Genomic DNA, 765 nt, shown 5'->3' on the forward strand with positions numbered 1-765 from the left:
ACAACTCCAAAATCAACCTGAAGCCGGGCCGGATCGGTTCGCCCGTCGAGTGGCACCAGGATTGGTGCTTTTATCCGCACACCAACGACGCGTTCCTGACGGTAGGCGTGTTCCTGGACGATATCACCAGTGTTAACGGGCCCCTGCTGTGCCTGCCAGGCTCGCACCAGGGCAAGATCTACGATCACCACAACCCCGATACCGGGTACTTCTGCAGCGCGGTCGACCTGGATGCCGATCCCGTGAACGCCACCGGCGCCGAGGAATGCGTTGGTCCCGCAGGGACCGTGTCGTTCCACCATGTCCGCACCATGCACGCCTCCGGACCGAACATGTCCGCCCAGGCCCGCCGGTTGTTGTTGATTGGATATGCCGCTGCTGACGCGTGGCCGCTGTTGGGCGTGAGGAACTGGGACCAGTATGAAGCGGACATGGTTTGCGGACGATCTACCCGCAACCCGAGGATGGTCGCACTGCCGTGCCCCGTGCCCTTTCCGATGCCGCCCGAAGCGCAAGAACGGTTCAGCCTGTTCGACAACCAGAAGCGGGCGCGGCGCTTGCTTTACGATCGTCCCGCCGAGGTGAATTGAGCTCGCGATCATTGGGTGCGACGGCGCACGTTTGATTCTGGCCGATCTGTGTGCGTCCGCCCCGTTTCCAGAAACGGCATCGATGAACGAAACCCGGTCCGTGCGGCGCTGGTCGGCGGCGGAGCGCTGTACATCGGGTTCGCGAGCGAAGGCATCAATCTACTGACCCTTAAGT

Annotated in this window: 1 protein-coding gene; it reads left to right on the forward strand. The window is 62.4% G+C overall.

Going from position 1 to position 765, the window contains the following annotated elements:
- Positions 1–590: phytanoyl-CoA dioxygenase family protein (locus ACFPN9_RS26240; RefSeq protein WP_377817910.1), on the forward strand; the 590-nt coding region annotated here is incomplete at its 5' end.
- Positions 591–765: the final 175 nt, after the last annotated feature.

The sequence above is a fragment of the Allobosea massiliensis genome, from assembly GCF_042655245.1.
GTDB classification, from domain to species: Bacteria; Pseudomonadota; Alphaproteobacteria; order Rhizobiales; family Beijerinckiaceae; genus Allobosea; species Allobosea massiliensis.